Origin of the sequence: Sphingobium sp. B11D3D (assembly GCF_025961755.1) — a bacterium.
In the GTDB taxonomy this organism is placed as follows: Bacteria; Pseudomonadota; Alphaproteobacteria; order Sphingomonadales; family Sphingomonadaceae; genus Sphingobium.
In genome coordinates, this window is sequence record NZ_JAOQOG010000001.1 from 1,472,484 (window position 1) to 1,498,825 (window position 26,342).

The following is a 26,342-nucleotide window of genomic DNA, read 5'->3' on the forward strand; positions in this document are numbered from 1 at the left end:
TCTGGCATCAGCCACACCGCGACCGTCCGCGCGTGACGTGACTCGCGGCGCCTATTTCTTGTCGTCGAACGGTATGTAGACCGAAGATTTGTAGAACCGCCCAAGCAAGGCGCCGACATGGACCGGCGGAAACTTCGCTTCACCGTCACGCGCCACCAGTTCCTCCAGCGGCTCGACAACCACGTCGTGATCGGCGTTCCAGAAGAACGGCACCGACAAGCGCTCGACGCGCGAGGTATTGCGCACGCGGTGAAGCGTCGAACGATAGCGCCCGTTCGACCACCACATCATCATGTTACCGATGTTGACCGTGAAGGCCCCAGGCACCGGCGGGGCGGAAATCCAGCGCCCGTCCAGCGTCTTGAGTTGAAGCCCGCCAATCTCACCCTGGGCGAGGATCACGAGCGGACCTTCGTCGACATGGGCGCTCAAATTCTTTATTTCGTTGCCTGCGCCTTCGGGGAGAGAAGGGTAGTACATCAGGCTGATCTGCGAGGTTGAGTTCTGGAAGTAGCGGTCGAAACGGTCTTCCGGCAGGTCCAGCCCAAGGGCGAAGGCGTGGATCAATTCCTTCGCGAGATGCGACATTATGTCATAATAGGTCATGCAATCCTTGTCGAAGTTGTCGACCTTGGATGACCATCTGTTCTGCTGGTAGAAGGGGTTCCCGGTTTTGAGCAGCGGGTCGTCAGGGTCGAACTCTCGCTGGATGCGATACTGCTCAAAGACCCGGCTATTCGCGTTCAGCTTCTCCCGATCCCCCGCATAGATCCAGCCCCGGTTGAGTTCGTCGTTGACGCGCACTTCCTCCTTATCCTCCATCGGCAAATGGAAGAAATCCGTCGCTCGGTCGAAGACGGCCTGTCGCATCTCGGTCGGCACGCCGTGGCCCGTGAGGTAGAAGAACCCCATGGTGGCGCAGGCCTCGGCGATCTGTCGGGCCACCTCACGCCGCGCGTTGGCGTCGCCGTTGAGGAAAGGCGAAAAGTCGATCAGCGGAACTTGGGAAAGTTCTACAGCCTGTGCGATCAGGCGGTCTTCATCCTGAATCATAGCGTCCATTCTCGCTCACCCATTTTTTTGCACCTGGAATTCCGGTGCATAAGGTGACAGGCCAAGTCGGAAGCAGGTAATGCTATTCCCGTCCGGTTTGCTTGCGCGAATTGCAACGCGTCAGGTTGCGCCACGGCTAGGCTTCGCTGGGCCGGCGACCTCATCGCGCAGCTGGATCGACGGCTTGATTGCGCTCGATATGGGTGAGGAGCGCCTCGGTGAAGGCTTCAGGGTCCTCCCTAGCAGAGATATGTCCTGCATCGAGCAGAACAAGCTGCGCGCCGGGAATGCCGGATGCCAGGGCTTCACTGTCGGAAGGCGGCGTGGGCACATCGTTCCGGCCGGTCATCACCAAGGTCGGGACGGCGATCGATGCGAGATCCCGTGTGAAGTCGCAATCGCGCAAGACCGCGCAGCATCCGGCGAAACCATGCGCCGGGGTGGCGAGGAATGTATCGCGAAACTCAGCGATTGTCGCCGGATCGCTGCTGCGGAACTCGTCGGAGAAGAATCGCAGAAGCGACATGTCGACCAGAGCTTCCATCCCGCCCGAAAGCGCAGTGTCGATCCGTTGCTGCCAGCCTTCCACCGTTCCCAGCCGGGCCGCTGTGTCGCATAGCGTCAAGCTGGCCAGTCGTTTCGGCATATTAAGGGCCATGAACTGGCCCATCGTTCCGCCAAGTGACAGTCCACACAGATGCGCCCGTTCGACCCCAAGCGTGTCCAATATGGCGCACGCGTCACCCGCAAGCTGCTGGACGCTGTAAGGCCCTTCGGGAGCATCGCTCGCGCCATGTCCGCGTGTGTCGTAGCGAATGATGCGGTATCGGTCGTTGAGGTCTGCTGCTTGCCGGTCCCATAAGGTCAGATCGCAACCGACGGAGTGCGCAAAGAGGATCGCTGGTGCATCTTGCGGACCCTCGACCATGACATTCAGCCGGGCCTGATCGAACGAACGGATAAACGGCATAAGGGACTCCTTCCGTCCCAGTTCGCATATTGCTGATCAACCCGCTGTTTCAAAAGCGGTACGGTCACCATGCCCAAATTGCACAACCGGCCTCTTCGAGATGAGGCTAACTTGGCTGCGCTGGTATCTATGAAGATGGGCATCCTTAGATGAGTGACTTTGCGCTTCCGATCATCGATCTGTCGGCACTGGAAAGCGACGATACCAGCATAAGAAGGACCGCAGTTGAGCGCCTGAAACAAGCGAGCCTGCAGCACGGCTTCTTCTATTTGGTCGGTCACGGCCTCAGCCAGGAGCGTCTGGGCTTGGTGCTGAAACACGCCGAATCCCTGTTCGCCCTGTCGGAGACCGAAAAACGCGCCATTGCAAACGAGGGAACGCCGGGTGGGCGCGGGTATGCGCTGATGGGCGGTCGCACCAGCGAAGGCGCGCTCCAGCAACCGCTGAAGGAAGAATATTATCTTGGGCGTGAGGACGTGCACGAGCCTGCCAATCTGTGGCCGGCCGGGCTTCCTGCTTTCAAAGCTTTCATGCTCGTGCATGTTACTGCCATGCACGATATCGCCCGGCGGCTCATGGCGGGCTTCGCTGTCTCGCTCGATCTGCCGCGCGATTATTTTTCGGCTTTCTGTAAGGACCCAATCGCTGCTGTGCGGCTCGTCCATTATTCCGCTGCCGCCTGCGGGGCAGGGGCGCATTCCGACTTTGGAAGCCTGACTTTGCTCGTTCAGGATGATGTCGGCGGCCTGCAGGTGTTTGATCGCGATGCCGCAGGCTGGATCGACGCTACCCCCTTGCCGGGGAGCCTCGTCGTCAACGTTGGCGATCTGTTCGAGCGCTGGACCAATGGCCGGTACAGATCTTCGGTTCACAGAGTGGTGAACACGGCAGGTGTGGATCGATATTCTGCGCCATTCTTCCTGACCGGTGCGCCGCAGCAGGAAATCGCGTGCCTGCCTTCCTGCCTCGCTGATGGGGAAGTGCCGCTCTATCCGCCCATAGCGGTCGCTCAGCACCTGAAAAACGGCTTTGAAGCTCAGGGGTTTTGAAGTCTGGCGGTCAGCGAACGACCTGTAACGCCCTCTTGAAGGCGGCGTTCAAGGCTCGCCCAAACGCTGCCGCGCGAGGTGTCACGCGGTCAGTCCAGCCATGTTTGTAATTGATTTGGTCGGGACGAGAGGATTCGAACCTCCGACCCCCACACCCCCAGTGTGATGCGCTACCAGGCTGCGCTACGTCCCGACCGGAGGTGCGCTCCTAGGCGTATCGCGCGGAAGTTGCAAGGTCCGTTGGCGCCTCCTTGCGCATGATTTTTCATTTTGCTGGTGGCCGGCAGGCGGGGCGGGGTGACGGGGCGATTGTTCGGCGCGCTTTGCTCGGCCGGCGCGCGGCGCGGCGGTGGCGCGGGGGAAGGGCGCCCGGCGATCTCGGTTGCCTGCACCGGGGCGATATGCTAGCCGCGCGCCCTTGAAACAGTGTGCGTGAGGCCGCATCTGCGGGGCGCGCTGTCATCCATCTGCTGATTGCCCTGCTCAAGGATCGCAATGTTCACAACTTTTGCACTCGCCGCCGCTGCACCAGGCTCTTCGGGAATGGCCAGCTTCATGAGCTTCGTTCCGCTGATCCTGATCTTTGCGGTGTTCTACTTCCTGCTCATTCGTCCGCAGCAGCAGCAGATGAAGAAGCATCGTGCCAAGATCGGCGCGGTCAAGAAGGGCGATCAGGTCGTCACCGGCGGCGGTCTTGTCGGCAAGGTGGCCCGGGTGGACGACACCTATGTGGACGTCGAGCTCGGCCAGGGCATCAAGGTGAAGGCGGTCAAGGCGACCCTGAGCGATGTCGTCGATCCGATGACCGCCAAGCCCGCGAACGACTGACGGGCCATGCTCGACTTTCCCCGCTGGAAGATCTGGCTCGTCCTTGTGGCGCTGGTCGTCGGCAGCCTGTATGCCGTGCCCAGCTTCCTGCCCGACCGGACCTATTCGCAATTGCCGAGCTTCATGCAGGCGCGCGTCAATCTGGGCCTCGACCTCTCCGGCGGCAGTCACATTCTGCTCGAGGCGGACACGAAGGACGTGGCACGCCAGCGCATCCAGAATATCGAGGAAGCGATCCGCGTCGATCTGCGGCGGGCTGACAGCCGCATCGCCATTGGCGAGATGTCCACGCAGGGCGATGCGCTGCGCTTCATGGTGCGCGATGTCACGCAGGTTGACGCCGCTGTCGAGCGCATCCGTCCGCTGACGCGCGGTGCGGGGCTTACCGGCCAGCGCGATTTCGACGTGCAGGTGCGCGATGGCAGCACCATCGTCGTGACGCCGACCGAGGCCGGCATCAACGCCGCCGTCGAGAGCGCCATGGAAGTGGCGACGGAGGTTATCCGCAAGCGCATCGACGAGATGGGCACGCGCGAGCCGACCATCATCCGCCAGGGCAGCAACCGCATCGTCGTGCAGGTGCCCGGTCTTCAGGACCCCGCTCAGCTCAAGGATCTGCTCGGCCAGACCGCGCAGCTTGAGTTCAAGCTGGTCGACACGACGGCCAATCCGGCCGACTTGGCGCGCGGCATCGCGCCGGTGGGCAGCGTGCTTGTGCCGTATCCAGACAATCCACTCGGCCAGCCGGTCATCGCGGTGAAGCGGCAGACCATGGTGGCGGGCGATGAGCTGATCGACGCCCAGCAATCCTATGATCCCAAGACCAATGCGCCGGTGGTGAGCATCCGCTTCAATAGCTCGGGTGCCAACAAGTTCGCGCGCACCACGCAGCAGAACGTGAACAAGCCCTTCGCGATGATCCTCGATGGCACGGTGCTCTCGGCGCCCAACATCAACGAGCCCATCCTCGGCGGATCGGCGCAGATCAGCGGCAACTTCACCGTGGAAAGCGCCAACCAGCTGGCGATCGCGCTGCGCTCCGGCCAACTGCCGGTGAAGCTGACGGTGGTGGAGGAACGCACGGTCGGGCCGGATCTTGGCGCTGATTCCATCCGCAAGGGCATTATCGCCGGCGGCGTGGCGACGGCTGCGGTGCTGCTGCTGATGGTGATGGCTTATGGCCGCTTCGGCATCTACGCGAACCTGGCGCTGATCTTCAACGTGCTGATGATCGTCGGCATCATGGCGCTGTTCAACGCGACGTTGACCCTGCCGGGCATCGCCGGCTTCGTGCTGACCATCGGTGCGGCGGTGGACGCCAACGTGCTGATCAACGAGCGCATCCGCGAGGAGCAGCGACGGGGTCGCAGCATCATGCAGACGATCGAAACCGGCTATAAGGAAGCGCAGCGCGCGATCTTTGACGCTAACACGACGAACGTGATCGCCGCCGCTTTGATGTTCTACTTCGGCTCCGGGCCGATCAAGGGCTTTGCGGTCGTGCTCACCATCGGCATCTTCACCTCGGTCTTCACGGCCGTGACGGTGACGCGCCTGTTCGCTTCCTTCTGGCTGCGCAAGCGGCCGACGACACTGACGATCTGAGGCACAAGACCAATGCGCTTGCTCAAGCTTGTCCCGGACAACACCAACATCGGCTTCCTCAAGTGGCGCCATGTCGCCATGGCGATCAGCATGATCTCGATCATCGCGTCGATTGCTCTGGTCGCCACGCGTGGCCTCAATCTGGGCGTCGATTTCGTCGGCGGCCAGATGATGCGGGTCACCTTTTCGCAGCCCGTCAATCTCGATGCCCTGCGCGGTACCGTGGATGCGGCGGTGAAGGGGGAGGCGAATATCCAGCAGTTCGGCTCGGCGAGGGACGTCTCCATCCGCACGTCGCTGCCGGAAGGCGGTGAGGATGCCGCGAACCAGGCCGCCGAGCGGCTGAAGGCGGCGATCCTCAAGGCCCATCCCGATGCGGTGTTCGGCAGCGTGGATACCGTGTCCGGCAAGGTCTCGGGCGAACTGTTCGAGACTGGCGCCTGGTCGATGTTCTTCGCGATGCTGGCGATCTCCATCTACATCTGGTTCCGCTTCGAATGGCAGTTCGGTCTCGGCGCGCTGTTTGCGCTGTTCCATGACGTGGCGCTCACCTTCGGGCTGTTCGCGCTCACCCAGATGGAGTTCAACCTGAATATCGTCGCGGCCTTGCTGACGATCATCGGTTATTCGCTCAACGACACCATCGTCATCTATGACCGTATCCGCGAGAACCTGCGCAAATATCGCAAGATGGAGCTGGTTCCGCTGCTTGACCTCTCGATCAACGAGACGCTCGCACGCACGGTGATGACCTCGCTGACGATCATCATCACCCTGGTGGTGCTGCTGCTCCTCGGGCCGGAAGTGATCTTCGGCTTCACCGCCGCCATGTTGTTCGGCATTTTCGTCGGCACCTATTCGTCGATGTACATGTCCGCGCCGCTGCTGGTGTGGACCAAGGTCGGCTCGGACAGCTTCGTTGCTAAGGCGGGCGGTCAGGTGGCCGGCGCCGAGCGGACCCTCAAGAACGAGACGATGCCGCGCTGATCTCGCGGCATCCGTCGGGCGGGGAGGAAAGAGCATGGAACTGCTCCGCGACGAGAAGCCAGCGGGCCCGGTCATCACCGGCTTTGCCGGGCGCGGCTTTCGCGTGCGCGATCATGTGTTCGACAGTGGTATCCTGATTGATCCGTCTGGCGTGGTCCCGTGGGACGCGCCGGCGACGATCGACCAACTGACTCTCGAGATGCTGCGCCCGATTCTGGATCTCGACCCGCCGGCGGAATTGCTCCTGCTCGGCACTGGACCCAGGCTGGTCAGGCCCTCGGCAGCGTTCGTCCGCGCCGTTGAAGCCATGGGGATCGGCGTGGAGGCCATGGACAGCCGCGCGGCGGCGCGCGCCTGGGGCGTACTGCGACAGGAAGACCGACAGATCGTCGGAGCGCTGCTCCCGCATCGGTGAGCGACCCACCAGCCTGCGCCCGAAGGGCCGGGCATGACGCGAAATCTTAACCTCAGTCCGCTAGACCTGTTTCCAGGGCCAGAAAAAGCAGGAACAAAATCCGACAACGGGCGTCCTGTACGGGTGAGGATGGAGCGTGATGGGGCAGCTCCTTGTGTGAGTATGTCGCATGGCCATCATTGCCATTGATTTCGAAGCCTCCTGCCTGCCGCAATATGGCCGGTCTTTCCCCATCGAAGTTGGCATTGCCAGTACCGAAGGCTGGAGCCGATCCTGGCTGATCCGCCCTCATGCGGACTGGTCGGACTGGCAATGGAGCGAAGAAGCCGAAAGCCTGCACGGCATTTCGCGTGCGCAGCTTGAGCGCGATGGGCTAGATGCCCGCTGCGTCGCACGGCAATTGCGCGCGGCCGTGGCTGGGCATGAGGTGATTGCCGACAGCTATTTCGATAATGCGTGGTCGCGCACGCTCTTTGCTGCAGCGGGCGAACCGACGCATCTGTCGATCCGCTGTCTCGCCGAGCTTCGCCTCTTTCACGATACGGACCGCACCGTCCTGACGCGCCTGCTCGACGCGGCTGATCGTCAGCGGGCGCGGCGTCACCGCGCCGAGGATGATGCCCGCTGGCTGGCACAGGTCATGGCAGGGCTGATCGCAGAGAGTGACATGCCCAGGCCAGCGGCGCGCGCCGCTTAAAAGACTGCGCCGAACTGGCCGCCGGGGATCGTCCGGCGGCCGCGGCCTACTGCTCCAGATCGTCGGCCAGCGCCTCGGGCGGATGCAGGCGCACCCGCGCGACATGGCGCGGATTGGCCTCGACGATTTCGATGCGCCAGCCACTCGGCTCATGCTCGATGATTTCGCCGGTCTCCGGCACGCGCCCCGCGATCACGAACGCCAGGCCGCCAATAGTGTCGACATCGGAATCGACCTCGGCAAGGCGCGGATCGATGGTTCGGGCGATATCTTCGAGCTCGGCGCGGGCGTCGGCATCCCACATGCCATCTTCCAGCGGCACCAGCAGTGCCTCCGGTTCCTCGTCATGCTCGTCCTCGATATCGCCGACGATTTCCTCGACGAGATCCTCGATGGTCAGCAGACCGTCCGTACCGGAATATTCATCGAGCACGATGGCGAGGTGCGTGCGCTTGGCGCGCATTTCGGCGAGCAGGTCCAGCACGCCCATGCTCTGCGGCACATAGAGCGGCTGACGGATCAGCGTCTCCAGCGACTCCGGGTGCGCTTCTCCGCGTGCCAGAATGGCGAAGGCATCGCGAATGTGGATCATGCCGGTGACATGATCGAGCGTGTCCTTGTAGACGGGGATGCGGCTGTGGCCGGCCTGAGCGAAAAGCGCCATCAGCTCCGTAAAGCTGGCGTCCTGCGAAATGGCGATGATGTCCGCGCGCGGCACGGCGACATCGTCCACCGTATGCTCGCTGAAATGCAGCATGTTGCGGAGCATCTGCCGCTCGATCGGCGTGAGATCGCCCTTGCGGGACGTCTCATCTTCCTGATCGTCATATTGCTCGATGACGCTCTCAAGCTCGTGCCTGAGGCTGGTCGATCCATTATCGCCGAAAAGCAGGGCTTTGAGGCCCTGCCATATTCGTCCGCCTTCGCTGCTACTACTACTGTCGCCCTCTTTGGAGGGGGACGGTGCGGATGTCTCCGACATCTTCTGGATCAATTCCCTGTTTCGTCAATCGGGCCGGTCATGCCGGGCTCGCGATCCCCATATGGATCATCAATGCCCAGCGTTTCAAGGGCTCGTATTTCGAGGCGCTCCATGGCCTCGGCCTCGGCATCATTCTCATGATCATGGCCGAGCAGGTGGAGCGTGCCGTGAACGATGAGATGTGTCGCGTGATTTTCTAGCGAAACCGCGCGTTCCAGCGCCTCGCGGGCGCAGGTTTGGTAGGCGAGGATGATGTCGCCGAGCAGCACCTCACCATCGTCACTATTTTCGATGGATTCGATGAGATCGCTCTGGATCATCGGAAAGGAGAGGACGTTGGTCGGCTTGTCCTTGCCCCGGAAGGAGGCGTTGAGCTGCTGGACTTCTGCATCGTCGGCCAGCCGGATGGAGAGTTCGACGCAAGCATCGCTGTCGATGATAACCGATTGCGAGGTTTGCGCGAGCGCGGCGCGCACCGCCCGATCAGCGAGCGCGTTCCAGTCGGTTTTCTCGGCCCAGTCCGGGCTGGCCTCGGTCAGCACTTCAAGCATTCGGGCCCTCATAAGCCGCGACGATCCGTCCGACGATGGGGTGGCGCACCACATCGGCCGTGGTGAAGCGGGTAACGGCGATGCCTTCAATGCCCTCCAGCCGCTCGACCGCATCGGCGAGGCCCGATGCGCCGGGCTGCGGCAGATCGACCTGCTTGGGGTCGCCGCAGATCACCATGCGGCTGCCTTCGCCAAAGCGGGTGAGGAACATCTTCATCTGCGCGATGGTGGTGTTCTGCGCTTCATCGAGGATGATGAAGGCATTGGCGAGCGTGCGGCCGCGCATGAAGGCGAGCGGCGCGACCTCGATCTCGCCCGAGGCGATGCGCCGCTCGACCTGCTCGGCAGGCAGCGTATCGTAGAGCGCGTCGTAAAGCGGGCGGAGATAGGGGTCGACCTTCTCCTTCATGTCGCCGGGCAGGAAACCCAGGCGCTCGCCGGCCTCGACGGCAGGGCGCGAGAGAATAAGGCGGTCCACAGAGCCGGTGATGAGCTGGCTCACTGCCTGTGCGACGGCGAGATAGGTCTTGCCGGTGCCGGCCGGCCCGAGGGCGAAGATCAGCTCGTTGCGGGCCAGCGCGTCCATATAGACGCCCTGATTGGCCGAACGCGGCACGATGGTCTTCTTGCGGGTGCGGATCATCACCTTGGGCGGCTCCGACACATCATGCCGGATGATGCCATCGAGCGTCGGCTCGGCGGACATGGCGATCACCGCCTCGACCGCGCCGCTGTCAACCGTCTGGCCGGCGGCGAGGCGATTGTAGAGCCCCTGCAGGACATCGCGCGCGCGCGCGGCGCCTTCCGCATTCCCTTCGATTTGCAGCTTGTTCCCCCGTGCGGAGATGTAAACGCCGAGGCGGTTCTCGATGGCTACAAGGTTCTGGTCATATTCCCCGAACAAGGCGCCGAGCAGAAACGGCTTGTCGAAGACCAGTTCGAGGCGGGCCCGTTCTCCGGCCTGGGCGGGCACGGGGCGCTTAGGCAAGCGGGCGACCAAGCGGTCGACTCAGGGCGCGGGGCGCGATGAGAGTGTCTGTCATTGCCAAGCTTCATGCCAGAAGGGCGGGGGGAGCGACAAGCGGGAAGTCTCGCCCTTGAGGTGAAAAGAGGGGCGGCGGTTTTGGGTGAGGGCGCGGGTGTGATCTTGCGGCGGGGTCGGTTTCCCTGGGAGGTGTGAGGGGGACGAGTATTTCTTGTCATTCCCGCGCACGCGGGAATCCAGGCAGCCTATCGGCGGCAAACCAAGGTCGACGGCAGGATGGCTCCTCATCGCACAGTTGCTCCTAGATTCCCGCGTGCGCGGGAATGACGAGGGAAAATCCAAAGTCAGCGCTATCGCCGTTTTGAAATTTTGATCTTGAATGGCCGGCACTCGCTTCTTTGCGGCGCCCCCCCTTACCCTTGCGCCGAATCCCAATGCTCCACGATCAGGCCATCGCGAATGCGATAGGTGTCGTACCACCAGACCGGCGTGAGCCGCGCGGGATCGTGCGGGTCCGGCAAATGCCGCTGGAACATGAGCTGGACGAGGTCGCCCTCGGCGAGGACGAACTCGAACCGGGTCAGCGGATAGGTGCCGGGCTCCAACGGCTGCATGTCTGGAAATTCGGTGCGCAGGAAGGCGATGAGTGCTGCCAGTCCCTGGCCGATGCCGGGCGAATGCTGGATGTAATCGGGCGCGATATATTTGCCCGCAGCCTCGATGTTGCGGCCGTCGATGACGTCGTGCCACATCGCCAGCACAAGTTGCTTGTTGGCCGCGAGCGCGGCGGCTTCCGTGGGTTGCGCCATGTCCTCTCCCCAGCAGTGTCGCCCAGGACTAGCGGGTTCCACCGACAGCTAAAATGGCGATTGGAAGGCGCGCCGGCACCTGCTCGGACGCAGAGCCTCAGGCGGGGGCGAGCACGCCGTCGTAGATCGGATCTTCCAATGCCCGACCGGCGCCCATCGCCACGCACATCAGCGGGTTTTCGGCGATCTTCACGGGCAAGCCGGTCGCGACCGCAATGGCCTCGTCCATGCCCCGCAGCAGCGCGCCGCCGCCTGTGAGGGTGATGCCCTCGTCGATAATGTCGGCGGACAGCTCTGGCGGGGTTTCCTCCAGCGCGGTCATCACCGATCCGACGATCTGGTTGATCGATTCGCGCAGAGCCTCGGCGATCTGGGCTTCGCTGATCTCGATCTCGACCGGGCGGCCGTTGACCAGATCGCGCCCGCGCACACCCAGGGTTATGCCAGCGCCGTCAGGCGTCATGGCATTACCGATCTGCTGCTTGACGCGCTCGGCCGTTATTTCGCCGATCATCAGATTATGATGGCGCCGGACGTAGGAGGAGATGGCTTCGTCCATCTTGTCGCCGCCGACGCGCACCGAGCCGCTATAGGCGATGCCGCTGAGCGAGAGCACGGCCACCTCGGTGGTGCCGCCGCCAATGTCGACGACCATGGCGCCAATCGGGTCCACGACTGGCAAGCCCGCGCCGATCGCCGCTGCCATGGGCTCCTCGATGAGCTGCACGTCGGCAGCGCCTGCGCGCGAGGTGGCGTCGCGGATTGCGCGGCGCTCCACCATCGTCGCGCCCGAGGGCACCGCGACTACCACGCGGTTGCGGCCCATGCGGGCACTGCCCAGCGCCTTGTCGATGAAATGCTTGATCATCTGCTCGGCGATTTCGATGTCGGCAATGACGCCGTCACGCAGCGGACGCAGGGCGCGCACGCCTTCCGGCGTCTTGCCCAGCATCAGTTTGGCCTCATTGCCGACGGCCTTGATATGGCCGACGCCCGCGATCGTCTCGATCGCGATGACGGACGGCTCGTTCAGGACGACGCCCTTGCCGGCGACGTGAACCAAGGTGTTGACGGTGCCCAGATCGATGGCGAGATCATGGCCGGAAAAGCTGAAAAAGCGGGAAAACTTCATACCCTCGAGATCGTCACTGAGTGAAGCCGTTCACATGCCGCGCGGGCACGGTGGCGTATTCTGCAAAGAGGTGAAGCGGTGTTTTCAGGGGACCGTTGCCCGCGCCCGCCCACCTCAGGCGGCAAGCGGACTGGCGAGCGCGCCGGCGAGGCTGTTGGGCCCGGCCGAGAGGATATCCACCGCGATCAGATCGCCGATGGCCGCGCTCGTGCCATCGATATGGACCGACTGGAGCCAAGGCGTCTTGCCGATGAGTTGCCCGGCGTGCCGCCCCTTGCGCTCCAGCAAAATGGTCGTGCGCTGGCCGACGCTGGCCTGATTGAACGCCAATTGATGAACGTTCAGCGCGGCCTGCAGGCGCTTGAGGCGTTCGTCCATCACCTCTGGCGCGATTTGGCCTTCCATATCGGCTGCAGGCGTGCCCGGGCGCGGACTGTATTTGAAGCTGAAGCATTGCGCGTAGCGCGCCTCGTTGACGATGCTCAGCGTCTCCTCGAACTCGGCATCGGTCTCGCCGGGGAAGCCGACGATGAAATCGCCGGACAGGGCTATATCCGGCCGGACCGCGCGGACGCGTTCGATGATGCGCAGATAGGAGTCGCGGCTGTGGCTGCGGTTCATGGCCTTGAGGATGCGGTCCGAGCCGGCCTGCACCGGCAGGTGGAGGAACGGCATCAGCGCCGGCACCTCGGCATGGGCATCGATCAGTGCCTGCGTCATGTCGTTGGGGTGGCTGGTGGTGTAGCGGATGCGGGCGAGGCCGGGCAGCCTGTCCAGCGCGCGGATGAGCCCGTCCAGCCCCTGCGGGCGACCGGCTTCGTCTTCGCCGGACCAGGCATTCACATTCTGGCCGAGCAGGGTGATCTCGCAGGCGCCGGCATCGACCAGCGCGCGCGCCTCATCCATGATGGCGTTCCAAGGGCGGCTGACTTCCGCGCCGCGCGTATAGGGCACGACGCAATAGGTGCAGAACTTGTCGCACCCCTCTTGCACGGTGAGAAAGGCAGACGGTGCGGATCGGCGTGCCCGACCCGGCAGCACGTCGAATTTGGAATCGGCGGGCATGTCCGTATCGACGGCCTCGCGACCCGCCACCACATCGTCGATGAGGCCGGGCAGGCGGTGATAGGCCTGCGGGCCGACGACGATATCGACGGCCTTGGTGCGCCGGGTGATTTCCGACCCTTCCGCCTGCGCCACGCAGCCCGCGACGGCGATCATCGGGCGCGTGCCATCCTCCCGCCGCAGCCGACCAATGTCCGAATAGACCTTCTCGGCCGCTCGCTCGCGGATGTGGCAAGTGTTCAGCACCACCAGATCCGCCTCTGCACCGTCGCCCGCCGCCGTCATGCCGCGCGCCGCCAGCAACTCGCCCATGCGCTCGCCATCATAGACGTTCATCTGGCAGCCGAAGGATTTGACATGGTAGGTCTTGGGTGGGGTCTGGGTCATGCCCGCGCCTATACAGCCGTTAGGACGAGGGGGGAAGGGCAGGCCGCTGCGGGGCCTGCCGTTCAGCCGGGCAGGCCCATGGCCGCGGCAAGCCTCGCCCGCGCGCTGGCGGCGAGTGCCTTGCGATCGGGATGATCGCCGGGATCGAATGGATCGAGGAACCGCAGCGTCAGGGTGCGCCGGCCTGGCGCGCCGAGGATGCGGAGCGCATTGGCGATGCCGCTCTCGCCCTCCTTCCAGGCGACGAGATCGGTTCCCGCGCCGTAATCGATGACGACCGGCTGGATATGGATCGAGCGGGGCGGCGGGAGAAGAACCGAAAAGAGCGCGGGCTTGAACGGCAGCAGAGATCGGCCGTCCCCAGTCGTCCCTTCCGGGAACAGCGCGATGGGCTGATGCGCTGCCAGTGCGGTGCGCACGGCGTCGATCTGCCCGGAGACGGCACCGCGCCGCTCGCGCGTGATGAACACGGTATTGTTCTGCGCGGCGAGCCAGCCAACGATGGGCGCGCGCGCGACATCATCCTTGGAGATGAACGCGGTCCCAGTGGCGCCGCCCAACGCCAATATGTCGATCCAACTCACATGATTGGCGATGAAGAACACATCGTGCAGCAAGGGGGTGCCCTCGATGCGGACGTCAAAGCCCGTCGCGTGAGCGGCGCGCGCGAGAAAGCGCTGGGGCCAGGGCGAAACGCCGCGGCGCCGGGCGAGAAGATGCGGGATGACGCAGGCAATGACGACGCCGATCAGGCGCGCAAGCCTTGCGAGCGCGCGCAGGCGGCTCACTTAGTCCTTGCTGCGATCGCGATCGAGCGAGACGCCGTAGAGCTCCATGCGGTGATCCACGAGGCGATAGCCCAGCTTCTCGGCAATCTGGCGCTGGAGCTGCTCCAACTCCGGGTCCACGAACTCCACGACCTTGCCGGATTCCACGTCGATCAGGTGATCGTGATGGGCTTCTGGCGCCGGCTCATAGCGCGCGCGGCCATCGCCAAAATCATGACGCTCCAATATGCCTGCCTCTTCGAACAGGCGCACAGTGCGATACACCGTGGCGATGGAGATGTTGCTGTCGATTGCGGAGGCGCGCTCGTGCAGCTTTTCCACATCGGGATGGTCTTCGCTTTCGGAAAGCACGCGGGCGATCACGCGCCGCTGCTCGGTGATGCGCAGGCCGCGCTCTGCGCACAGCGCTTCTATGTCAATCGTCCGGGACATGGGGACTGTGTAGCTGAATTTGCCCGTTCTGGAACCCGCAATTTCGGCTTTTTGACGATTGGCTGACAAGAAAAATGCCGCCCTTGTGCAAAGGCGGCATCGTTCGATTTTTGCGTTCGCGCGCGGGGCGCGGGATTATTTGCGGCCGCGCTTGCGCGTGGTGCCGAGACCGATCTTCTTGGCCAGCGTGCGGCGCTGTTCGGCATAGTTGGGCGCGACCATCGGATAGTCAGCGGGGAGCCCCCACTTGGCGCGATAGTCTTCCGGCGTCATCTGATAATGGGTCATGAGATGTCGCTTGAGCATCTTCAGCTTCTTCCCGTCTTCCAGGCACACGATGTAATCGGGCTTGATCGAAGAACGGACAGATACGGCCGGCTCCTGCTTGGGCTGCGGCGGCGCGACGTCCTGCTGAAGACCGGCCAGCGCACTGTAAACATTCTGGATGAGCGTCGGCACGTCCGACACGGCCACACTGTTATTGGATACGTGGGCAGCCACGATATCCGAGGTGAGCGTGATCAGCACTTCGTCTTGAGCGTTAGTATCGGACATATGAAGTTCCCATTATCAACTTGCGACCCGTAGAATCACTATTCTTAGGCTATATTCTACCATTAAACACTATGGGGATTGAACGATGAGCGCAAGAGAAGTTTCGGACTCAGGACGCACCCTGTCCCAAAACGAGTTTCAAACTCAAAGCATCAAAGCGGGAACCGTTCGATCCACAATAGTAGTTAAGTCGAACATTATACTGATGAAAGCCGGCTTTGATATAAAGATGAAGAGCTGGATTCCCTGATCGCACTTCCAGAAAAATTGTTTCTGCGCCGGTTCCCTCGGCCTCTGTCATACAGCGATCAAGTAATCGGCGGCCATGTGTCCGCCCACGATGATCCGGATGGACGGCAAGCAAAAGAAGCTCAGCTTCGCCGGCAATACTGCGGATCAGGCCGAAGCCGACCGGTCCGGCATGGGTGTAGCCAGTCACCAGAATGGAGCCGGGCAACTGCATCATGCCCATCAATTGCGCAGAGGACCATGCTTCGCCAAATTCCGGTGGGAAGGCGGCCGACATCACCTGCATGGCGGCGCCGATCTCGTCCACACAAGGATCGAGACTGGCCACGATGCGGAGCGCCTCCTTGTCCTGCATCAGCGAACCGGCGCTGGTCTGGGCTTGCTTAAGGCAGCCATGGGCTTCGCGTCTGCCCCGCGCCCGTAATCGGGCACAGGCGGGCGGGTGCGCTGCGTGACCGGCAGGCGGAATACCGCGCGGGCATCGGGAAGCAACGGAACGGCCTGGCCCCGCGCGCCGGCATCGACCAGCGTCTGGGCGCCCGAGCCGACGAGCAGGCCGACGCGGAGAGACGCCGCCAGTTCGTCGATTGGCGTGGATCGGACGGTGAGGGGCGGCCTGTCGGATGTGACAGACGATGCCGCTTCCGCCCAGAAGATTTCGCCATGTCCGCCGACCATCGTTACCGCGAACGGCTCTGTCGGCCCGAGCTGGGCACGGGCGATGGCGGCAACCAGATCGAGGCAGCCATAGCCGGAAACAGGCACCTGCCATGCGAAGCCCAGCGCGCGCGCGGCAGCCAGCCCCACGCGCACACCGGTGAAGCTGCCGGGGCCAATGTTCACGAGAATGGCGTCAGCGCGGCCGCCCTCGGGCAGCGCGGCGACAGCGGGCAGCAGCGCTTCGGCATGGCCGCGCCCCAACTCGCGATGCGTTGCCTCAATCAACCGGTCGCCATCGAACAGGGCGATGGAGAGCGCCGGCGTGGCGCAATCGATGATGAGCGTGCGCTGCGCCAAGGGCTGGCTCATCGTGCGCGTGGGGGAACGATCCGGCGCATCGATCGGCTCAGACGGCCCGGACTTCGGTCACTTCCGGCACATAATGCTTGAGGAGCTGCTCGATGCCGTTCTTGAGTGTCGCGGTCGAAGAGGGGCAGCCGGCGCAGGCGCCCTGCATCCGCAGGAAGACAGTGCCGCGCTCAAAGCCGCGATAGACGATATCGCCGCCATCATTGGCGACGGCGGGGCGCACGCGAGTGTCGATCAATTCGCGGATCTGGGCGACGATGTCGGCATCGGCCGGGTCGTCGCCGGGCATGGCGCCATCGTCCTCATTCTCCGCCGGAACGCGGATATCGTGCGCCGTGCCCGGCGCGAACAGCGGCATGTCCGCCGAGAAATGGTCGAGCAGGATCGCGATCACGTCGGTGCGCAGCGAACTCCACGCAACGCCCGGCGCTGCCGTGACCGAAATGAAATCCCGGCCGAAGAACACGCCGGTCACATCCCCGAGGTTAAACAACGCCTCGGCGAGCGGCGAGGCCGTCGCCTCGTCTGCGCTGGCGAAATCGCGCGTGCCCGAGGTCATGACCGGGCGCCCCGGCAGAAACTTCAGGGTTGCGGGATTGGGGGTCTGCTCGGTTTCGATGAACATGCTGGCTCTCGCGCGAAGGACGGAGGCCGGCTTGAACGCGCGCCGGCCATGGATGCGACTGCCTCCCATTTGGGCCGTCCCCGGCGCTCGTGCAAGGGGCGAGTTGGCGCCTAGCGCGTCGGAGCGGATGCCGATCCGGCCGATGTGCCGGGCGCCGGGGCCGGCGCGCTCTCGGGCAGAACCACCGCGGACCAGCTTTTCTCCGGCACGAGATAGCGAGCAGCGAGTGCCTGCAGGTCGGCCGGAGTGATGCTCGTGAGGTCACGCCCAAGGGCGCGCGCATAGCCGAGCTGGTTCTCGTCGCGGGAGAAGCCCTGCAACTGGTCCATCCAGAAGGCATTGCTGTAGGCCGCGCGAGTCAACAATTGACGCACCGGCGCGATCTGGCGGTTGAGTTCATCCTCCGTCACCGGATTGGTGGTCAGATCGCGCACCAGTTCATCCACGAGCTGATAGAAATACGGGATGCGCTCGGGCTTGAGCTGGGTCTGCACGACCAGGAAGCCGCCGCCGTTCATCCGTTCGGGCCAGTTGCTCGATGCACTGGGCGTATAGGCCGCACCGTCAATGGAGCGCAGCCGCTCGAACAGCCGGTCGGTGATGATGCGGGCCAACATCTCAAGCTGGCGGCTCTCGCGAATGTCGGCGACGCCACTGCCGGTCGGCCAGGCGATGATCGCGGCGGCCTGTTCGTCCGGCCCGTCATGGACGATGCGAACCGGGGTCGCGACATGAGCGGGGAAATTGAGCGCGAGGTTGCGGGCTGGTGGCGGTGCGTCGGCGCGTTTGGGCAGAGCGCCGAAGCTGGCGGCCACGGCGGCAATTGCCTGCTCGACATCGAGATCGCCGAACACCTGGATTTCAATGGGGCCGTTGGCGAGGCGGGGCGCCCAGACCTTGCGGAAGGCATCCAGCGTCAACGCCGTGCGATCATCCGGCGAGGCCGGGCTGAAGCGGGCATCCTTGTCCCGCAGCATCCATTCAAGATCGCGGCCAATGGCTTCCGCAGCGGAGGCCGGCACCGGATCATAGCTGGCCTCAAGCATCGCCATGGAGCGGCGCAGCGGCGCCTCGTCCCAGCGGGGGAAGGCCAGCTTGGAGGCGAACAGGCGCAGCTGATCAGGATAATCCTGCGGGCTGCTCGTGCCGCTCAGCGTAAACGCATCGTCATCGATGCCGAAGTTCAGCGACAGGCGGCGGCCGCTCATCAGATCGTTCAGCTCGCGCTGGCCGAGGTCGCCGATGCCGCTGGCAGTCAGCGCATAGGGCACCGCCCACAAGGCGGCGCGCTCGTCCGGCGCGAAGCTCTGGCGGCCATGGCCCCAGCGCACGTTGACATGCACCTTGCCCGGTTCGGCTTGATTGCCGGCGACCAGCAAGCGAACACCATTCTCGAACGTGACGTTCTGGATGCCCAGCACGCCGAGGTCAGTGCGCGAGGCCACCTTGCCCGGCGCGGGCAGCTTGGGCAGCGCGGCCATGGTCACCCGCGAATCGCTCAGGCGCGCGCGGGAATTGGGCTCGACCTGCGCGCTGAAGGCAGTCTGCAGGCGCTGTTCGGCATTGTCCTGCGGCGCGCGCAGGCTCAGCAGGGCGCGTTCCACCGTAGCGGAGAACAGCCGGTTGGTGGCCGCGAGCAGTTGCTCGGGCGTCATATATTTCTTGGAGGACTGGTAGATGGCGAGCTGGTCCTGCGGGGAGACGACCGTCTCGCGAATATCCACCGCCTGCACGATGCTCTCGACCTGCTGGGGGCTGCCCTCAATGGCGGCACTGGCTACCAGCGCGGCAAAGCCGGCTTCCATGCCCTGAAACTCGCGGTCGATATCGACCTGGCTGGGAGCGACCCGGCGGGCATCCTCGATGATGGCGCGCACTTCCTGCAGCGCCTTCTCCCAGTCGCTGCCATTGGGCACGATGGTCACATAGGTCGCATTGGCCGAGCGCATGCTGTTATCCAGCGAGACATTGGCCTGCACGAATGACGCGCCGTCGCTGGCCACGGCTTCGAGGCGCCGATTGATCAGTTCCAGCGCGACCATGTCGGCCAGCCGCATCTGGTTGAAGACGATCGTGTCCTCGTTGAACACCCATGGCCGCAGATAAGCGAGGCCCACGCTATAGGGCACGCTCGGCTCGACGATCACCTTGGTGGCCGGGGCGGAGGGATCGGGCTTGCCGAAGTCGGGCAGCGGCGTCGCGCGGCCCTTGGCCTTCCAGCCGGAAAAATGCGCGCGGACCATCGCTTCGAGCGCGGCCGGCTCCATGGACCCGGAAATGGCGATCACGGTGCGATCGGGGCGATACCAGCGGTCGTGGAAGGCACGCAGGGCCTGCGGCGTCGCCTTGAGCAGCGTCTGCTCGGTGCCGATGGGGCTGTGGCTGGCGAGGCGCTGGCCGGCGAAATAGAAAGCGCGGATTTCGTCTCCCAGCCGGGCGCCGGGGCCAAGGCTCTCGCGCCGCTCGGCGAGGATGACCGCGCGTTCGGCCTCCACGGGCGCCTTGCTGATGTTGGGCTGCTGCATCATCCCGGCGAGAATGCGCAGGCTCTCGTCGATGCCTTCGTTCGTCGCGCGCGGCAGATCGAGCGCATAGGTGGTGCCGGTGGGCGTGGTCTGCGCATTGCTGTCACTGCCGAACTCGGCGCCCAGCCGCTGCCAGATCCGCTTCGATTCGCCATCGGGCACATCGCGCGATCCGCGGAAGGAGAGATGCTCGATGAAATGCGCAAAGCCGGCTTCGGCAGGCTCTTCCATCAGCGAGCCGACATCCACCCGCACGCGGATCGATACCTGTCCGGCCGGCACATCGTTGCGACGCACCGCATAGCGCAGGCCGTTTTCCAGCACGCCGAACTGCCACGCCGGGTCGATGGGCACGTCGCTCTTCTCGTAGAGCCACGGGCGCTCGGCCGGAACGGTGGGCTTGAGCGTCTGCTCGCCCGCCTTGGATTGCGGCTGAAGGAGGCCGGGCACCTCGCCCTGTGCGGCCAGCGGCGCCGAAGCGATCAGGCCGAGGACAACGGTGGCGGAAACGATGGGCCGGAAGATATCGGAAAAGGTCATGATGCCAGTCTATTGCCCATTGCGTGCGGGGTCACCCTGAAACTCAGGGCAATGATGGTCGGGCGGAAATGCCGGCCTTCGGGGAGGATGAGCGCGCGGGTTGGTTGCGCGTACAGGCGGTCGGTCGGCACGCCGCAGGTATCGCATCCCAGCCTGAACGCCAGATGACCGCGCTTGCGGCGACCAGCCGGATAGATCGCTGCCCGCAAATCCTCTCCGACATTTGGCATTTGGCGTCGCGCGCCTATCTACCAAGCCGACGACCCACTCTGAACCCTGGAGTTACCGGCTATGCCTGGCATTGGCGACGCACTTTTTCGGCCTTTTCAGTTCAAATCGCTTTCCCTCCCCAATCGTATCGTGATGGCGCCGATGACGCGGGCGAAGGCCCCCGGCGGCATCCCTGGCCAGCCTAATGCGGACTATTACCGGCGGCGGGCCGAGGGCGGGGCAGGGCTCATTCTCTCCGAAGGCACGGTGATCGACCGGCCAGCCTCGCGCAACGATCCGGGCATTCCTTTCTTCCATGGCGAGGCGGCGCTGGCCGGCTGGGCGGGAGTGATCGAGGCAGTCCATGCCGCCGGCGGGCGAATGGGGCCGCAGCTCTGGCACACCGGCTCGACTCGCACCGGTAGCGGCTGGGAGCCGGACGCGCCGGTGGAAAGCCCCTCCGGCCTGCTCGCACCCGGCGAACCGCGCGGCGTCGCGATGACCGAAGAGGATATCGCTGATACCGTGGCGGCCTTCGCCAAGGCAGCCGCAGACGCCAAGCGCCTGGGCTTCGATACCATCGAGATCCACGGCGCCCATGGCTATCTGATCGATCAGTTCTTCTGGTCCGGCACCAATGTTCGCGAGGATCGCTATGGTGGGTCTACCATCCGCGAGCGGGCGCGCTTCGCCGGTGAGGTTGTCGCCGCCATTCGCGCGGCCGTCGGGCCAGATTTCCCGGTGATCCTGCGCGTCAGCCAGTGGAAGCAGCAGGATTATTCCGCCCGGCTGGCCGCGACGCCTGCCGAGATGGAGGACTGGCTGCAGCCGCTGGTGGATGCCGGCGTCGATATCCTCCACTGCTCGCAGCGCCGCTTCTGGGAGCCTGAATTCCCGGAGATCGACGGCGAGGCCGGCCTCAATTTTGCTGGCTGGGCCAAGAAGCTAACCGGCGCGCCGACGATCAGCGTCGGGTCCGTCGGCCTCTCGGGCGAGTTTCTGGCGGCTTTCGGCGGTGAAAGCTCGACAAGCGTGGAGCTCAATCGCCTCATCGAGCGGATGGAGCGCGACGAGTTCGACCTCATTGCCGTCGGCCGCGCGCTGATCAGCGATCCGCAATGGCCCCGCAAGGTGCAGCAGCAGGCGTGGAGCGATCTCAAGGGCTTCACCCCGGCAGACCTGCAGGAACTCGTCTGAGCAAGGGGAGGGCGCGCCAGGTTTACGGCGCGCTCTTCCAGCCCCGGCTTTTCGATCTACGTTGCTGAAAGGATGGTAGCGGAGGAGGGACTCGAACCCCCGACACGCGGATTATGATTCCGCTGCTCTAACCGGCTGAGCTACTCCGCCCCAAGGGCTTGCTGCCGCCTTGCGGCGTCAGGCCGGCGCGCTATACGCAGGCGAAATCGGATGGTCAATGGTTGACCGTTCGATTGCGGCACCTTCGTTTCTCTGGCAAGGCCGCGGGGTAATTTGCATTGGGGAGATGACGTGCAGCATTTCGACTGCTTGATCGTGGGGGGAGGCCATGCCGGTGCGCAGGCGGCGATCCTGCTTCGCCAGCTCAAATATGAGGGGTCCGTGGGCCTGATTGGCGATGAGCCGGAATTTCCTTATGAGCGCCCGCCGCTGTCCAAGGACTATCTGGCCGGCGAAAAGACCTTCGAGCGTATCCTGCTGCGCCCGGCCAACTTCTGGACGGATCAGGCGATTTCGCTGTTCCTCGGGGAGCGGGTCAAGACGATCGATCCGGTCGCGCATCAGGTGGTCACGGCCAAGGGTACGGAATTTTCCTATGGCAAGCTGATCTGGGCGGGTGGTGGCTCGGCCCGGCGGCTGTCCTGTCCGGGCTCGACGGCGAGCGGCCTGTTCACCGTGCGGTCGCGCGCCGATGTCGATGGGTTGATGGCCATTCTGCCCACGGCGGAGCGGTTCGCCATCGTCGGCGGCGGCTATATCGGCCTTGAAGCGGCGGCAGTGCTGAGCAAGCTCGGCAAGCAGGTCACGCTGCTGGAGGCGCAGGAGCGGCTGCTGGCTCGCGTTGCAGGGCCGGAACTGTCCGATTTCTTTGCGCAGGAACATCGCGCCCATGGCGTGGACGTGCGCCTCTCGGCCTCGGTGGATGCCATCGAGACCGGTGATCAGGGGCAGGCCACCGGTGTCCGGCTGGCCGATGGCGAGGTGATCCCGGCAGATGCGGTGATTGTCGGTATCGGCATCGTGCCGGAGACCGGGCCGCTGATTCTCGCGGGGGCGAGCGGCGGCAACGGCGTGGATGTCGATCAATATTGCGAGACCTCGCTGCCCGACGTCTACGCGATCGGCGATTGCGCCGCGCATGAGAACCGCTTTGCGGCGGGGCGCCGGATGCGGCTCGAATCGGTGCAGAACGCCAATGATCAGGCGCGCACGGCCGTGCAGCATATCATGGGCAACCCCGCTCCTTATGAGGCGGTGCCGTGGTTCTGGTCGAACCAATATGATCTGCGCTTGCAGACCATCGGTCTGTCGCTGGATTTCGACGAGTGCATCGTGCGCGGCGATCCGGCTTCGCGCAGCTTCTCGGTTGTCTATCTGCGGCAGGGGCATGTCATCGCGCTCGACTGCGTCAACCGCACCAAGGATTATGTGCAGGGCCGCGCCCATGTCGTCGCGGGGAGCCGCCTGGACCAGGCGCAACTGGCAGATGGCGAAATTCCGTTGAAAGAGGTCGGCGTCGCCTAGCGGCTGAGGTCGGGCGCGTCGGAGGGGGACAAGCCCTCGGTGCCCACCGGCCTGATCTTGCGCAGCAGATCGATCAGCAGCTGTTGCTCCTGTGTATCGAGATGCGCCAGAAGCTGGGTTTCGTGGCGGTGGATGCGTGCGGCGGCCTCGGTGAAGGCGGCGGCGCCCTTGTCCGTCAGCGTGAGGGAAAACGCCCTGCGGTCCGAGGTCGAAGGCCGGCGCGTCACGAAATCGAGCGCGACGAGCTGATTGACCAGCGTCACCATATTGGTGCGCTTGATGCCGAGCGCGGTGCCCACCCGGCCCTGGCTGATGCCGGGATTGGCAGAGACGACCGACAACACAGCAAAGAGCACTTGCCGCATGTCGCTATCGGCAAAGGTGCGGGAGAAGTCGGCAGACATTACCGCGAAGGCGCGGCGAAGATGATAGCCGGCCAGATCGCCCAGAAGACCGAGCGAGAGAGCATCGGATGGTTCGGCAGATTGGTCTATGGCTCCCCTCCTCATGCTTGCGGTCCCCTCATGGCTGAGGGTTGCCGCCCGAAAATCATTTCCCAGCTAACGGTGTGTTGCGCGTATATCACAGCCCCGCACTGATTGTTATGTCGCATTGCTAGTTGCGCATGGTGGGCTTATTTTCCCGGCCAGGTCAATGCCCTGCGGGGCACGCGCGGCCCCGCTGCGCCGACCAAGAAACCACAGGGAGGATATCATGAAAGCCCCATTTCTCATTGGCGCAGCGCTCGGCGCGCTGATCTCCACGCCGCTCTTGGCGCAGGATACGGCCGCGACCCAGACGCCCCAGGCGATGGATACGGAATCGGATGCCGGCACGATCATCGTGACTGCGCGTCGCCGGGCCGAATCCCTGCAGGATACGCCGGTCGCGATCTCCGCCTTCGATGCGCAGGTGCTCGAAGACCGTCAGATTAACCAGACGTCCGATCTCGAGACGATCACACCCAACCTCCAGTTCAAGACGGCGGGCCAGCTCTCCGGCAACTCCGCCGCGACGGTGGTGTTCATCCGCGGTATCGGCCAGCTCGATCCCACGGCGGCGGTCGATCCGGGCGTGGGCATCTATCTGGATGAAGTCTATGTCGGCCGCGCCGTCGGTGGCGCCATCGACTTCGGCGATATCGCCGGCGTTGAAGTGCTGCGCGGCCCGCAGGGCACGCTGTTCGGCCGCAACACCATTGGCGGTGCCATTCTCGTGCGCACCAAGCAACCTGAGCTGGGCCGGTTTGGTGCGGATGTGCGCCTGCGCCTTGGTTCGGACAGTCTGATGGAAGGCTTTGCCGCCCTCAACATTCCGCTGGGCGACACGTTGGCGGCGCGCGTCTCGGGCGGTTTCCGCAAGCGCGATGGCTATGTGATCCGCGAATATGACGGCATTGATCTCGGCAATGACGATAGCGCGACGCTGAATGGCGCGCTCTATTGGGAAGCCAGCCCGGACATCAAGGTGAACATCCGCGGTGACTACACCAAGCGGGACGAGAACGGTGCGCCGTTCGTCTTCGCCGGCGTGAACCGGAACGCACCGGTCGCGGCGATCGCGAGCGTGGCGGCCGGCTGCCCCGGCGCGACCATCCCGTTCGCGCCGCTCACGCCGGGCGATCCGCGCTTCGGTGCGCCGAACGTGCCGCAGATCAACGATGCTCGCTGCGCCAACAATTTCCAGGACAAGGGCCCGTTCGTCAATGGCGGCACGGCCCCGGTGCTGAGTACTTCGGAAGTCTGGGGCGTCTCGGGCACGGTCACCGCGAATGTGACCTCTAATGTCCTGCTGAAGTCGATCAGCGCCTATCGCTCCACCCAGTCGCGCGGCGTGCGCGATGCGGACAATACCCCGCTGCTGCTGATCACCACGGATGTGGGCTCGCAGTCCGACCAGTATAGCCAGGAACTCCAGCTGCAGTATGAATCGCCGGTGCTCAACGGCATCATCGGTGGCTATTACTTCAATGAGAAGACCAACGAGCGGGCGACCGTGCCGCTGGCCTTCCCGCCGTCGCCGCCGGTCATCGGGTCCCTGCTGGCAGGCGGCCCCGGCTCGCGCGACCTGCAGGTTTCTGATCTGGAAACGGATTCCATCGCGGTATTCGGCGAGCTTTCGGTCAAGCCGATCCAGAATCTCGAGATTTCTGGCGGTTTGCGCTACACGCGGGACAAGAAGAAATATCACGGCATCGTGTTCAACCTGTTCCCAGCCACGCTGCCGGACCCGGATCCGCTGCCGACGCTGGCGATCCCGCAGGGTGGCCCGCTGTTCATCTATCCGGGCCCCTATTCGCAGAGCTTCTCTGCGCTGACCGGCTCGGCGAGCGCGCGCTATTCGTGGACGCGCAATGTCAGCACCTACATTTCCTACTCGCGCAGCTTCAAGTCGGGCGGCTTCAACACCCGCTACAATGCGGCGCCTCCGGGCAATGTGCCGACGCCGTTCGACGAGGAGAAGGTGGATAGCTACGAGATCGGCGCCAAGTTCGATTTCGGCGATTTCCGCTTCAACGCGGCGGCTTTCCAGGCGGATTACAGCAATATCCAGCTGATCTTCCGTCAGGGTGTCGTGCCGCTGCTGTTCAACGGCGGCAAGGCGCGTATTCGCGGGCTTGAAGGCGAGCTGAGCTATCATCCGCGCGCTTACGGCCTGCGGATCGACATCGCGGCGAGCACGCTCAACGATGAGATCCTGAGCATCACGCCTGTTCCGGGCGCGACGGCGACGGTTCAGCCGGGCGATGACCTGCCGTTCACGCCCTCCTTCCAGGGCAATTTCGGCATCGGCTATGAGATCCCGCTCAACGACGACGTGACGCTGACGCCTCGCTTCGACGGCAATTACAGCGCCAGCCTCAAGTTCATCACCGGCAGCGTGCCGGAGATCGAGCAGGACGGCTATTTCGTCGGCAATGCATCCGTCACGCTCGCCAACAAGGCGACCGGGTGGAAGCTGACCGGCGGCGTGCAGAACCTGTTCGACGAGCTGTATCTGGTGCAGGGCAATGCGTCGCTCGGCACGCTCGGCTATGCCGAGAAGATCTACGCACGTCCGCGCAGCTGGTATGTGCAGGCGTCGATCTCGTTCTGATTGTGACGAAACGGCCGGCAAGGCCCGGCTGATGCAGCGGCCCGCTTCGTGATGAAG

The 26,342-nt window shown here is 64.1% G+C and carries 25 protein-coding genes and 2 tRNA genes; 9 read left to right on the forward strand and 18 right to left on the reverse strand.

The features are described 5' to 3' along the window. Positions 1-51 precede the first annotated feature (51 nt). The gene (locus M2334_RS06940) at positions 52-1,062 is read right to left on the reverse strand and encodes an isopenicillin N synthase family dioxygenase (protein WP_264605087.1); all 1,011 of its coding nucleotides are present in this window, start codon (positions 1,060-1,062) and stop codon (positions 52-54) included. Positions 1,063-1,213: 151 nt separating this feature from the next. Beyond that, positions 1,214-2,023, reverse strand: a complete 810-nt coding sequence (gene pcaD, locus M2334_RS06945; protein ID WP_264605088.1) for a 3-oxoadipate enol-lactonase — start codon at positions 2,021-2,023, stop codon at positions 1,214-1,216. A 149-nt stretch (positions 2,024-2,172) separates the two neighbouring features. Here pcaD and M2334_RS06950 point away from each other — a divergent pair, with 149 nt between their 5' ends. Further along, positions 2,173-3,072, forward strand: coding sequence for an isopenicillin N synthase family dioxygenase (locus tag M2334_RS06950; protein ID WP_264594297.1), 900 nt, complete (start codon positions 2,173-2,175; stop codon positions 3,070-3,072). A 116-nt stretch (positions 3,073-3,188) separates the two neighbouring features. Here the strand turns inward: M2334_RS06950 and M2334_RS06955 are convergent. After that, a tRNA-Pro gene (locus M2334_RS06955) sits at positions 3,189-3,265 on the reverse strand. A gap of 302 nt (positions 3,266-3,567) precedes the next feature. Between M2334_RS06955 and yajC the strand changes: the two genes are divergently transcribed. The 5 genes from yajC (at position 3,568) to M2334_RS06980 (ending at position 7,604) form a co-directional block, all read left to right on the forward strand. Next, on the forward strand, positions 3,568-3,900 hold the full coding sequence (gene yajC, locus M2334_RS06960; protein WP_264594298.1) for a preprotein translocase subunit YajC: 333 nt from the start codon (positions 3,568-3,570) through the stop codon (positions 3,898-3,900). Between the two features lie 6 nt (positions 3,901-3,906). After that, complete coding sequence (gene secD / locus M2334_RS06965) at positions 3,907-5,505, forward strand: protein translocase subunit SecD (RefSeq protein WP_264605089.1); 1,599 nt, start codon at positions 3,907-3,909, stop codon at positions 5,503-5,505. 12 nt (positions 5,506-5,517) lie between these two features. Further along, positions 5,518-6,492: a protein translocase subunit SecF gene (secF, locus tag M2334_RS06970; RefSeq protein ID WP_264605090.1), complete on the forward strand. Its 975-nt coding sequence runs from the start codon at positions 5,518-5,520 to the stop codon at positions 6,490-6,492. 34 nt (positions 6,493-6,526) lie between these two features. Continuing rightward, the gene (locus M2334_RS06975) at positions 6,527-6,907 is read left to right on the forward strand and encodes an Mth938-like domain-containing protein (protein WP_264605091.1); all 381 of its coding nucleotides are present in this window, start codon (positions 6,527-6,529) and stop codon (positions 6,905-6,907) included. A 169-nt stretch (positions 6,908-7,076) separates the two neighbouring features. Continuing rightward, entirely contained in the window at positions 7,077-7,604 is a 528-nt protein-coding gene (locus M2334_RS06980; protein ID WP_264605092.1) for an exonuclease domain-containing protein, read from the forward strand. 46 nt (positions 7,605-7,650) lie between these two features. Here M2334_RS06980 and M2334_RS06985 read toward each other — a convergent pair whose 3' ends face one another. The 13 genes from M2334_RS06985 to M2334_RS07045 form a co-directional block, all read right to left on the reverse strand. After that, positions 7,651-8,586 carry a hemolysin family protein gene (locus M2334_RS06985; protein WP_264570674.1) on the reverse strand — a complete coding sequence of 312 codons (936 nt, stop codon included), beginning with the start codon at positions 8,584-8,586 and terminating at the stop codon, positions 7,651-7,653. A gap of 8 nt (positions 8,587-8,594) precedes the next feature. Continuing rightward, the gene (gene ybeY, locus M2334_RS06990) at positions 8,595-9,137 is read right to left on the reverse strand and encodes an rRNA maturation RNase YbeY (RefSeq protein WP_264605093.1); all 543 of its coding nucleotides are present in this window, start codon (positions 9,135-9,137) and stop codon (positions 8,595-8,597) included. Continuing rightward, entirely contained in the window at positions 9,130-10,125 is a 996-nt protein-coding gene (locus tag M2334_RS06995; RefSeq protein ID WP_264575570.1) for a PhoH family protein, read from the reverse strand. Before M2334_RS06995 ends, ybeY begins: the two co-directional genes overlap by 8 nt. A gap of 410 nt (positions 10,126-10,535) precedes the next feature. After that, positions 10,536-10,931, reverse strand: a complete 396-nt coding sequence (locus M2334_RS07000; protein WP_264605094.1) for a nuclear transport factor 2 family protein — start codon at positions 10,929-10,931, stop codon at positions 10,536-10,538. A 97-nt stretch (positions 10,932-11,028) separates the two neighbouring features. Continuing rightward, positions 11,029-12,063 carry a rod shape-determining protein gene (locus M2334_RS07005; RefSeq protein WP_264605095.1) on the reverse strand — a complete coding sequence of 345 codons (1,035 nt, stop codon included), beginning with the start codon at positions 12,061-12,063 and terminating at the stop codon, positions 11,029-11,031. 114 nt (positions 12,064-12,177) lie between these two features. After that, on the reverse strand, positions 12,178-13,527 hold the full coding sequence (gene miaB, locus M2334_RS07010; RefSeq protein WP_181561445.1) for a tRNA (N6-isopentenyl adenosine(37)-C2)-methylthiotransferase MiaB: 1,350 nt from the start codon (positions 13,525-13,527) through the stop codon (positions 12,178-12,180). Between the two features lie 50 nt (positions 13,528-13,577). After that, complete coding sequence (locus tag M2334_RS07015) at positions 13,578-14,303, reverse strand: lysophospholipid acyltransferase family protein (protein ID WP_264579146.1); 726 nt, start codon at positions 14,301-14,303, stop codon at positions 13,578-13,580. After that, positions 14,304-14,735, reverse strand: coding sequence for a Fur family transcriptional regulator (locus tag M2334_RS07020; protein ID WP_181559986.1), 432 nt, complete (start codon positions 14,733-14,735; stop codon positions 14,304-14,306). A gap of 135 nt (positions 14,736-14,870) precedes the next feature. Beyond that, entirely contained in the window at positions 14,871-15,290 is a 420-nt protein-coding gene (locus M2334_RS07025; protein ID WP_264570670.1) for a MucR family transcriptional regulator, read from the reverse strand. Between the two features lie 109 nt (positions 15,291-15,399). After that, positions 15,400-15,894 (reverse strand): GNAT family N-acetyltransferase, encoded by a 495-nt coding sequence (locus M2334_RS07030; protein ID WP_264573100.1) that lies wholly within the window; start codon positions 15,892-15,894, stop codon positions 15,400-15,402. Continuing rightward, positions 15,894-16,568, reverse strand: a complete 675-nt coding sequence (gene tsaB / locus M2334_RS07035; protein WP_264605096.1) for a tRNA (adenosine(37)-N6)-threonylcarbamoyltransferase complex dimerization subunit type 1 TsaB — start codon at positions 16,566-16,568, stop codon at positions 15,894-15,896. Before tsaB ends, M2334_RS07030 begins: the two co-directional genes overlap by 1 nt. A gap of 37 nt (positions 16,569-16,605) precedes the next feature. Beyond that, the gene (locus M2334_RS07040) at positions 16,606-17,193 is read right to left on the reverse strand and encodes a NifU family protein (protein ID WP_181559983.1); all 588 of its coding nucleotides are present in this window, start codon (positions 17,191-17,193) and stop codon (positions 16,606-16,608) included. A 110-nt stretch (positions 17,194-17,303) separates the two neighbouring features. Continuing rightward, the gene (locus tag M2334_RS07045) at positions 17,304-20,258 is read right to left on the reverse strand and encodes a M16 family metallopeptidase (protein ID WP_264605097.1); all 2,955 of its coding nucleotides are present in this window, start codon (positions 20,256-20,258) and stop codon (positions 17,304-17,306) included. Between the two features lie 291 nt (positions 20,259-20,549). Here M2334_RS07045 and M2334_RS07050 point away from each other — a divergent pair, with 291 nt between their 5' ends. Then, complete coding sequence (locus M2334_RS07050) at positions 20,550-21,665, forward strand: NADH:flavin oxidoreductase (RefSeq protein ID WP_264594307.1); 1,116 nt, start codon at positions 20,550-20,552, stop codon at positions 21,663-21,665. A gap of 73 nt (positions 21,666-21,738) precedes the next feature. Here M2334_RS07050 and M2334_RS07055 read toward each other — a convergent pair. After that, a tRNA-Met gene (locus M2334_RS07055) sits at positions 21,739-21,815 on the reverse strand. Between the two features lie 141 nt (positions 21,816-21,956). Here M2334_RS07055 and M2334_RS07060 point away from each other — a divergent pair. Continuing rightward, positions 21,957-23,189, forward strand: a complete 1,233-nt coding sequence (locus tag M2334_RS07060; protein WP_264605098.1) for an NAD(P)/FAD-dependent oxidoreductase — start codon at positions 21,957-21,959, stop codon at positions 23,187-23,189. On the opposite strand, the gene M2334_RS07065 is transcribed toward M2334_RS07060, so the two are convergent. Further along, the gene (locus tag M2334_RS07065) at positions 23,186-23,698 is read right to left on the reverse strand and encodes a MarR family winged helix-turn-helix transcriptional regulator (RefSeq protein WP_264594308.1); all 513 of its coding nucleotides are present in this window, start codon (positions 23,696-23,698) and stop codon (positions 23,186-23,188) included. The genes M2334_RS07060 and M2334_RS07065 overlap by 4 nt on opposite strands. Positions 23,699-23,903: 205 nt before the next feature. On the opposite strand from M2334_RS07065, the gene M2334_RS07070 reads away from it, so the two are divergent. After that, a complete protein-coding gene (locus M2334_RS07070; protein ID WP_264605099.1) occupies positions 23,904-26,285 on the forward strand; it encodes a TonB-dependent receptor in 2,382 nt (793 codons plus the stop codon). Positions 26,286-26,342 lie beyond the last annotated feature (57 nt).

Coding starts and splice junctions, on each gene's coding strand:
- M2334_RS06940 (WP_264605087.1), bottom strand. CDS start 1,062: ATGGACGCTATGATTCAGGATGAAGACCGCCTGATCGCACAGGCTGTA.
- pcaD (WP_264605088.1), bottom strand. CDS start 2,023: ATGCCGTTTATCCGTTCGTTCGATCAGGCCCGGCTGAATGTCATGGTC.
- M2334_RS06950 (WP_264594297.1), top strand. CDS start 2,173: ATGAGTGACTTTGCGCTTCCGATCATCGATCTGTCGGCACTGGAAAGC.
- yajC (WP_264594298.1), top strand. CDS start 3,568: ATGTTCACAACTTTTGCACTCGCCGCCGCTGCACCAGGCTCTTCGGGA.
- secD (WP_264605089.1), top strand. CDS start 3,907: ATGCTCGACTTTCCCCGCTGGAAGATCTGGCTCGTCCTTGTGGCGCTG.
- secF (WP_264605090.1), top strand. CDS start 5,518: ATGCGCTTGCTCAAGCTTGTCCCGGACAACACCAACATCGGCTTCCTC.
- M2334_RS06975 (WP_264605091.1), top strand. CDS start 6,527: ATGGAACTGCTCCGCGACGAGAAGCCAGCGGGCCCGGTCATCACCGGC.
- M2334_RS06980 (WP_264605092.1), top strand. CDS start 7,077: ATGGCCATCATTGCCATTGATTTCGAAGCCTCCTGCCTGCCGCAATAT.
- M2334_RS06985 (WP_264570674.1), bottom strand. CDS start 8,586: ATGTCGGAGACATCCGCACCGTCCCCCTCCAAAGAGGGCGACAGTAGT.
- ybeY (WP_264605093.1), bottom strand. CDS start 9,137: ATGCTTGAAGTGCTGACCGAGGCCAGCCCGGACTGGGCCGAGAAAACC.
- M2334_RS07000 (WP_264605094.1), bottom strand. CDS start 10,931: ATGGCGCAACCCACGGAAGCCGCCGCGCTCGCGGCCAACAAGCAACTT.
- M2334_RS07005 (WP_264605095.1), bottom strand. CDS start 12,063: ATGAAGTTTTCCCGCTTTTTCAGCTTTTCCGGCCATGATCTCGCCATC.
- M2334_RS07020 (WP_181559986.1), bottom strand. CDS start 14,735: ATGTCCCGGACGATTGACATAGAAGCGCTGTGCGCAGAGCGCGGCCTG.
- M2334_RS07025 (WP_264570670.1), bottom strand. CDS start 15,290: ATGTCCGATACTAACGCTCAAGACGAAGTGCTGATCACGCTCACCTCG.
- M2334_RS07030 (WP_264573100.1), bottom strand. CDS start 15,894: ATGCAGGACAAGGAGGCGCTCCGCATCGTGGCCAGTCTCGATCCTTGT.
- tsaB (WP_264605096.1), bottom strand. CDS start 16,568: ATGAGCCAGCCCTTGGCGCAGCGCACGCTCATCATCGATTGCGCCACG.
- M2334_RS07040 (WP_181559983.1), bottom strand. CDS start 17,193: ATGTTCATCGAAACCGAGCAGACCCCCAATCCCGCAACCCTGAAGTTT.
- M2334_RS07045 (WP_264605097.1), bottom strand. CDS start 20,258: ATGACCTTTTCCGATATCTTCCGGCCCATCGTTTCCGCCACCGTTGTC.
- M2334_RS07050 (WP_264594307.1), top strand. CDS start 20,550: ATGCCTGGCATTGGCGACGCACTTTTTCGGCCTTTTCAGTTCAAATCG.
- M2334_RS07065 (WP_264594308.1), bottom strand. CDS start 23,698: ATGAGGAGGGGAGCCATAGACCAATCTGCCGAACCATCCGATGCTCTC.
- M2334_RS07070 (WP_264605099.1), top strand. CDS start 23,904: ATGAAAGCCCCATTTCTCATTGGCGCAGCGCTCGGCGCGCTGATCTCC.